The sequence below is a fragment of the Kitasatospora sp. GAS204B genome, assembly GCF_029892155.1.
In the GTDB taxonomy this organism is placed as follows: domain Bacteria; phylum Actinomycetota; class Actinomycetes; order Streptomycetales; family Streptomycetaceae; genus Kitasatospora.
Genome location: NZ_JARZAG010000040.1, coordinates 48,961 through 55,287, shown reverse-complemented (window position 1 = coordinate 55,287; position 6,327 = coordinate 48,961). Strand labels below are relative to the sequence as shown.

The 6,327-nt window shown below is 75.8% G+C and carries 7 protein-coding genes; 1 reads left to right on the top strand and 6 read right to left on the bottom strand.

Annotated elements, in window-relative coordinates:
• Positions 1-186: 186 nt before the first annotated feature.
• From P3T41_RS34095 to P3T41_RS34075, 5 genes are all read right to left on the bottom strand, one after another.
• Positions 187-1,437 (bottom strand): MFS transporter, encoded by a 1,251-nt coding sequence (locus P3T41_RS34095; protein WP_280694507.1) that lies wholly within the window; start codon positions 1,435-1,437, stop codon positions 187-189.
• Between the two features lie 4 nt (positions 1,438-1,441).
• Entirely contained in the window at positions 1,442-2,488 is a 1,047-nt protein-coding gene (locus P3T41_RS34090; RefSeq protein WP_280694506.1) for a MerR family transcriptional regulator, read from the bottom strand.
• Between the two features lie 80 nt (positions 2,489-2,568).
• Complete coding sequence (locus P3T41_RS34085) at positions 2,569-3,444, bottom strand: biotin-dependent carboxyltransferase family protein (protein ID WP_280694505.1); 876 nt, start codon at positions 3,442-3,444, stop codon at positions 2,569-2,571.
• On the bottom strand, positions 3,432-4,076 hold the full coding sequence (locus tag P3T41_RS34080) for an allophanate hydrolase subunit 1 (RefSeq protein WP_280694504.1): 645 nt from the start codon (positions 4,074-4,076) through the stop codon (positions 3,432-3,434). The genes P3T41_RS34085 and P3T41_RS34080 overlap by 13 nt, the downstream gene beginning before the upstream one ends.
• Positions 4,076-4,852, bottom strand: coding sequence for a 5-oxoprolinase subunit PxpA (locus tag P3T41_RS34075; RefSeq protein ID WP_280694503.1), 777 nt, complete (start codon positions 4,850-4,852; stop codon positions 4,076-4,078). The genes P3T41_RS34080 and P3T41_RS34075 overlap by 1 nt, the downstream gene beginning before the upstream one ends.
• A gap of 143 nt (positions 4,853-4,995) precedes the next feature.
• On the opposite strand from P3T41_RS34075, the gene P3T41_RS34070 reads away from it, so the two are divergent.
• Entirely contained in the window at positions 4,996-5,787 is a 792-nt protein-coding gene (locus P3T41_RS34070) for an inositol monophosphatase (RefSeq protein WP_280694502.1), read from the top strand.
• On the opposite strand, the gene P3T41_RS34065 is transcribed toward P3T41_RS34070, so the two are convergent.
• Positions 5,770-6,291: a hypothetical protein gene (locus P3T41_RS34065; RefSeq protein ID WP_280694501.1), complete on the bottom strand. Its 522-nt coding sequence runs from the start codon at positions 6,289-6,291 to the stop codon at positions 5,770-5,772. The genes P3T41_RS34070 and P3T41_RS34065 overlap by 18 nt on opposite strands.
• Between the last annotated feature and the right edge of the window lie 36 nt (positions 6,292-6,327).

Sequence of the window (6,327 nt, the reverse complement as noted above, 5' to 3'; positions counted from 1 at the left end):
AGCAACCCCGCCCCTTCGTCTGGACCAAGACCGCCGACGAGATCCTCGACAAGGTCGCCGCCTACTGCCGACGAATCTCCGACTCAGGTCACTAGGGCCTGCACGGCGGATCCTTCCGGGCCCGCGACGCCGGGCATCCGCCCCCAGCCTGGCGGCCGGGGGTAGCCGCGGCCTGATCCGACAAGGTCAGCCGGCCAGGGCCTGCGCCGGGGCGTAGCGCCAGAAGGCGGGGACCGCCGCGACGGTGCCGAGCATCACCAGCACCACCAGCACCCCGCCGCCGCTGATCGCCCAGCCGGTGCCGAAGGCGGCGCCCGCCGTCCCGTGCGCCAGCCCCGCGAGTCTGGGCCCGCCGGCCGCGATCACGGTGTCCGCGCCCTGCAGCCGACCGCGCATCGCGTCGGTGGCGGCGCCCTGGAGGATGGTCTTGCGGAACACGCTCAGCACCACGATCGCCGCCCCGCCGAGTGCGAGCAGCACCGCCGCCGGCCAGAGCGAGTGGACCAGGCCGAAGCCGGTGATCGCCAGGCCCCAGCCGCAGACCCCCAGGGTCACCAGCGCGCCGTGCCGCCGCAGCCGGGTGAAGCTGCCGGAGCAGGCGCCCGCGAGCAGCGCGCCCAGCGAGATCGCGGCCGAGAAGACCCCGATCGCCGGTGTCCCGAGGCCCTGCTGGGCCAGCTGCGGGAAGAGCGCGACGGGCATGCCGAAGAACATCGCGGTGAAGTCGGCCAGGTAGGCGACCAGCAGGATCCGTTGCCCCGTCAGATAGCGCAGGCCGGCCGCGATACCGCGCAGCGCCGAGCCGTCCGGCCCGCTGCCGGTCGCCCCGCCGCCGGTCGGCGGCAGCGCCGGCAGCCGGTGGGCGAGGATCAGCGCGGCGAGCAGCGCGAGACCGTCCAGCAGGTACAGCGGACCGAGGCCGGTGACCACGACCAGGGTGCCCGCCAGCAGCGGGCCGCCGATGCCGCCCAGCCAACTGACCGTGGACTGCAGCGCGTTGGCCGCCGGCAGCAGCTCGGCCGGCACCAGGCGGGGCACGATCGCGCCCCGGAGGGTGGAGTTGGCGCCGAAGCAGGCCTGCTGCCCGGCGATCAGGAGTAGCAGCACGGTGGCCGATCCCAGGCCCGCGGCCGCCTGGGTCCAGAGCAGCAGCGAGCAGAGCGCGATCCCGGCGTTGCCGAGCAGCAGCACCCGGCGCCGGTCCACGCGGTCGGCCACCGCCCCGCCCCAGAGCGCGGCGAGCACCATCGGCAGCAGGCCGGCCGCGCTGCCGAGCCCCACCCAGAGGGAGGAGCCGGTGAGCCGGTAGAGCTGGATCGGGACGGCGAACGCGGTGAGCTGGCCGCCGACGGCGGTGACCGCGGAGGAGAGGAAGAGCCGGCGGAACGCGGGCAGTCGAAGCGGGCGGACGTCGAGCAGGGCGAGGCGCGGCGGCACGGCGTCAGCCCTCGGTCACCACATCGGTCACCACATCGGCCACCGCGCAGGCGATGTTGTCCGGACCGCCCGCCCGGTTGGCGAGGCCGATCAGCTGCTGCACCGCCTGTTCGGGGGCGGCGACGGTGCCCAGCACCGTGTGCACGACGGCTTGTGGGACGACCGCGCTGAGCCCGTCCGAGCAGAGCAGGTAGCGGTCGCCGGGCCGGGCGGTGTGCAGCGAGACATCGGGCCGCGCCTCGGCGTCCGGGCCGGTGAGCGCGCGCAGCAGCATGCTGCGCTGCGGGTGCGAGGCGGCCTCGGCGGCGGTGATCCGGCCCTCGTCGACCATCGCCTGCACCAGCGTGTGGTCGTGGGTGATCTGGAACAGCTCGCCGTCCCGCAGCAGGTAGGCCCGCGAGTCCCCGATGTGCACCAGGGCCAGCCGCGAGCCGGACAGCAGCAGGGCGGTGAGCGTGGTCCCGGTTTCGTCCGGCGCTCCGTCGACCCCGGCCCGCACCGCCTCGGCCAGTGCGTTCAGCAGGTCGCCGGGGCCGACGGCGGCCGGGTCGAAGCGCTTGAGCGCCTCGACCGCGGCCCCGGCCGCCTCCGGTCCGCCGAAGCCGTCCGCGACGGCCAGCAGCCCGCCGTCCGCGTAGGCGGCGTCCTCGTTGCGGGCCCGGACCAGGCCCTGATCGGTGCGGGCCGCGTAGCGCAGCCCCAGTGTGGTGTTCATCCCCGTACTCCCGGTGAGGTGATCGAGGAGGAGGGTGACCAGGTCCTGCCGCGCGGCCGTGTCGGCCAGCACACCGTCCCAGTAGGCGCCGAGCTCGGCGGCCGCCTGACGGGGCGTCAGCTCGCAGAGCGGCTGGATCCGGGCCAGCGGCAGGCCGATCCGGCGCAGGTGGGCGACCAGCCGGGCGCGGTCCAACTGCTCGGGCGCGTAGAAGCGGTAGCCGGAGAGCGGGTCCACCTCGGCCGGGCGCAGCAGGCCCAGCTCGTCGTAGAGCCGCAGCGCTTTCGGCGTCAGCCCGCAGGCCCGGGCGAAGGCCCCGATGGTCAGCCGGTCCACCTGCTCGTCCCCCTCTTCCTCCCGGGCACCGTGCCCGGTACCGAGGATGCTGGGGCTTCCCCCTGGGGCAAGGTCAACCCTCAGGATCGCCGCCGGGTCGGGACGAACCGTACCGGTGTCCCCGGCCTGGCCTGCCCGGCGGCCGCCAGGTCGGCCTCCGGCACCACGCCGAGCACGGGGTAGCCGCCGGTGGTCGGATGGTCGGCGAGGAAGACCACCGGCTGCCCGTCCGGCGGCACCTGCACCGCGCCCAGCACCATGCCCTCGCTCGCCAGTTCCTGGTGCCGCCGCCGAATCAGCCCGGGACCCTCGGTGCGCAGCGCGACCCGGTTGCTGGCCGGCGCCACCCAGTAGCGGGCCTTGGCCAGCGCGACCAGCGAGTCCGGCAGGAACCAGTCGGCGCGCGGTCCCGGCAGCAGCCGCAGCACCAGTTCGCGCGGCATCTCGGGCAGCGGCAGCAGGTCGATGCCCGGCACCCCGGGCCCGCCGGCGGCCGCGCCGACCGGCAGCAGGTCGCCGACCCGCAGGGGGGCCGGCCCGAGCCCGGTCAGCAGATCCGCCGAGCGGCTGCCCAGCACCGGCGGCACCGCGATCCCGCCGCGCACCGCGAGGTAGCTGCGCACGCCGAAGTCGGCCGGTCCGACGTCCAGCGTCGCGCCCGCCGGCAGCCGCACGGCCGCGCCCCAGGCCACCGGATGCCCGTCGATCCGCACCGCGGCCGGCGCGCCGGTGACGGCGACCACCAGTGGGGCGTCCACCGCCCGCACCGCGAGGCCGCCGAGCGTGGTCTCCACGGCGGCGGCGCCGGGCGGGTTGCCGACCAGCCGGTTGGCCGCCGCGTACGCGGGCTGGTCCAGCGCCCCGGCCCGGGGCACCCCCTGGTGCGCGACGCCGAACCGGCCCAGGTCCTGCACCGTGCTCAGCGGCCCGGGGCGCAGCACGATCAACTCGGCCACGGACCGCCCCCGACCGGGACGAACCTGACCCGCACGCCCGGCGTCAGCAGCGCGGCCGGTTCGCGCGCGGTGTCCCAGAGCACCAGCCCGGTGCGGCCGAGCAGTTGCCAGCCGCCGGGGGAGGAGCGCGGGTACACCCCGGTGTACGGGCCCGCCAGCGCCACCGAACCGGCCGGGACGGCGGGGCGCGCGGTGGCCCGGCGCGGCACCTCGCGCTCGGGCGGCAGGCCGGTCAGGTAGCCGAAGCCCGGCACGAAGCCGCAGAACGCCACCCGGTACTCGATCCCGCTGTGCAGGGCCACCGCCTCGGCGGGCGTGACTCCCCAGTGCGCGGCGACCTCGGCCAGGTCGGCGCCGTCGTAGACGGTCGGCACCTCCAGCAGTGGCCCGGCGGGCGGGGCCGTCGCGGGCACCCGCCAGCCGGCCAGCAGCGCGGCCACCTCGGCCGGCCGCGGCAGCCCGTCCAGCAGCACCGTCCGCGCGGCGGGGACGATCTCCGTCACCGGGCCGAGCCCGCCCCGCTCCCGTTCGGCCAGCAGCCGCTGGTACAGCGCGGCCACCCGCTCGCCGCCGGCCACCTCCAGCAGCAGCGCGTGGCTGCCGACCTGATGGATCATCAGTTGATCAGTCATCAGGTGAACGCTTCCACCCGGATCCCCGCCGACGCCAGCGCTCCCCGCACCCGCCAGGCCAGTTGCGCCGCCCCGGGGGTGTCCCCGTGCACGCAGAGCGAGCGGGCGTCGACCGCCACCGGCTCGCCGCCGATCGCGGTGACCAGCCCGTCCCTGGCGATCCCCACCGCCCGCGCGATCACCGTCTCCGGATCGTGCACCACCGCGTCCGGCTCCCGGCGCGGCACCAGGGTGCCCGCCCAGGTGTAGGCGCGGTCGGCGAACGCCTCGGTCACCACCGGCAGTCCGACCCCCTCGGCGACCTGGAGCAGCTTGGAGCCCGGCAGTCCGAGCACCGGCAGCGGGCCGTCGCAGACGGCCCCGGCCCGGAGCACTCCGGCGACCACGGCCTCGGCCTGCTCGCTGTCCGCCACCACTTTGTTGTAGAGCGCGCCGTGCGACTTGACGTAGCTCACCCGGGATCCGGCGGCCCGGGCGAACACCTGCAACGCCCCGATCTGGTAGGCGATCTCGTCGGCCAACTCGTCCGGCGGCACCTCCATCGCCCGCCGCCCGAAGCCGGCCAGGTCCCGGTAGGACACCTGGGCGCCGATCCGCACCCCCCGTTCGGCCGCCAGCGCGCAGACCCGCCGCATCGTGGACGGGTCACCGGCATGGAACCCGCAGGCCACATTCGCGCTGGTCACCACCGAGAGCAGCGCTTCGTCGTCGGTCAGCGTCCAGCGTCCGAACCCCTCACCGAGATCCGCGTTGAGATCGATCACCCCATCGGTCACGAGCCACTGCCTCCCAGAGCTGCTGTGGATGCCTGAGGGGATGTTAGGGCTTCCCGGTTGGCCCGGTCCGCTCCGGTCACCCCGTTCGGCCGCACCCGGTTCGGCCGGGTGCCCGCCGACGCGTGCCGCCTATCATGCTCGGCATGATGGACCAGGTCACCCAGATCCTCCGCGAGGCGGCGGCCGTCGCGATCCTGCCCCGGTTCCAGGCGCTGGCCGAGGGGGAGGTGAGCGAGAAGAGCCCGGGCGAGGTGGTCACCGCCGCCGACCGGGAGGCCGAGCAACTGATCACCCGTCGGCTGCGCGAGGTGCTCGACGCGCCGGTGGTGGGGGAGGAGGCGAGCGCCGCCGACCCGGGCCTGCCGGCCGCGCTGCGCGCGGCGCCGACCGCCTGGTTGGTCGACCCGCTGGACGGCACCGCCAACTTCGTCGCGGGGCGGCCGCATTACGCGGTGATGGCGGCGCTGGTGCGGGCGGGCGAGGCGGTGGCCTGCTGGATCGTGCAGCCCGCGACCGGTCACGCCTATCTCGCGGAGCGGGGCGCGGGCGCCTGGCGCGACGGCGTGCGCCTGCGGCGCGCACCAGCGCCCGGCGCGCTCGACGAGCTCCGCGGGGCGGCGCTCAGCCGGTTCCTGGATCCGGCCGCGCGCGAGCGGGTGGCGCGGGCCGCCGAGCGGGTCGCCGAGTTGGGTTCCGGCACCGGCAGCGCCGGTGTGGACTATCCGGAACTGGCAACGGGGCGGCTCGACTTCCTGCGCTACCACCGCACCCTGCCCTGGGACCACGCGCCCGGCACGCTGCTGGTGCGCGAGACGGGCGGGGTGGCGCGGCGGCTGGACGGCGCCGAGTACGGGGTGGCCGACGAGCGCACCGGACTGCTGGTCGCGGCCGACCCGCACTGCTGGGACACGGTGCGCTCAGCCCTGGAGGACTGACCCGCACGGCGCCTGAGCCCGTTCCAGGCGCCGGATCGCCCGCAGCACCAGCAGCAGCGGGATCGCCCCGAAGACGCCGAACGACATGTCGATGAATCGCCAGAACACCGGGATCCCGCGCAGCGGCCCGCAGATCAGGGCGAGCGGCAGGATCGCGACGCAGGCCCCGAGTGCCCACTGCACGACCCAGACATTGCGCACCGGATCGCGCAGCGGCCCCCAGAACGCCCCCGCGATGACCAGATGGGCGAAGGCCAGCCAGTCCGTGCCGTAGGCGATGAACGGGTAGCGGGTGCCGGTGTCGGCCAGTCCGGCGCGGATCCGGTCCAGCCAGGCCAGCAGCGGCTCCGGGGTGGGCGCGTGGTGGGCCAGCCTGCCCAGCCAGTCGGTCTCGGTGCGCAGCGGGAACGCGGTCAGGCCGCTCAGCGCCAGGCAGACGATGAAGATCCAGAGCCAGCGGCGGACGGTGCGCAGCTCGGCGGCCCCGACAGCTTCGACGGGCATGAGATTCCCCCCTCGGGCCGGACCCGTTGTCCGGCG

Excerpts from the sequence above, each read along its gene's own strand:
- P3T41_RS34080 (WP_280694504.1), bottom strand. The coding sequence starts at position 4,076 with ATGACTGATCAACTGATGATCCATCAGGTCGGCAGCCACGCGCTGCTG.
- P3T41_RS34070 (WP_280694502.1), top strand. The coding sequence starts at position 4,996 with ATGATGGACCAGGTCACCCAGATCCTCCGCGAGGCGGCGGCCGTCGCG.
- P3T41_RS34065 (WP_280694501.1), bottom strand. The coding sequence starts at position 6,291 with ATGCCCGTCGAAGCTGTCGGGGCCGCCGAGCTGCGCACCGTCCGCCGC.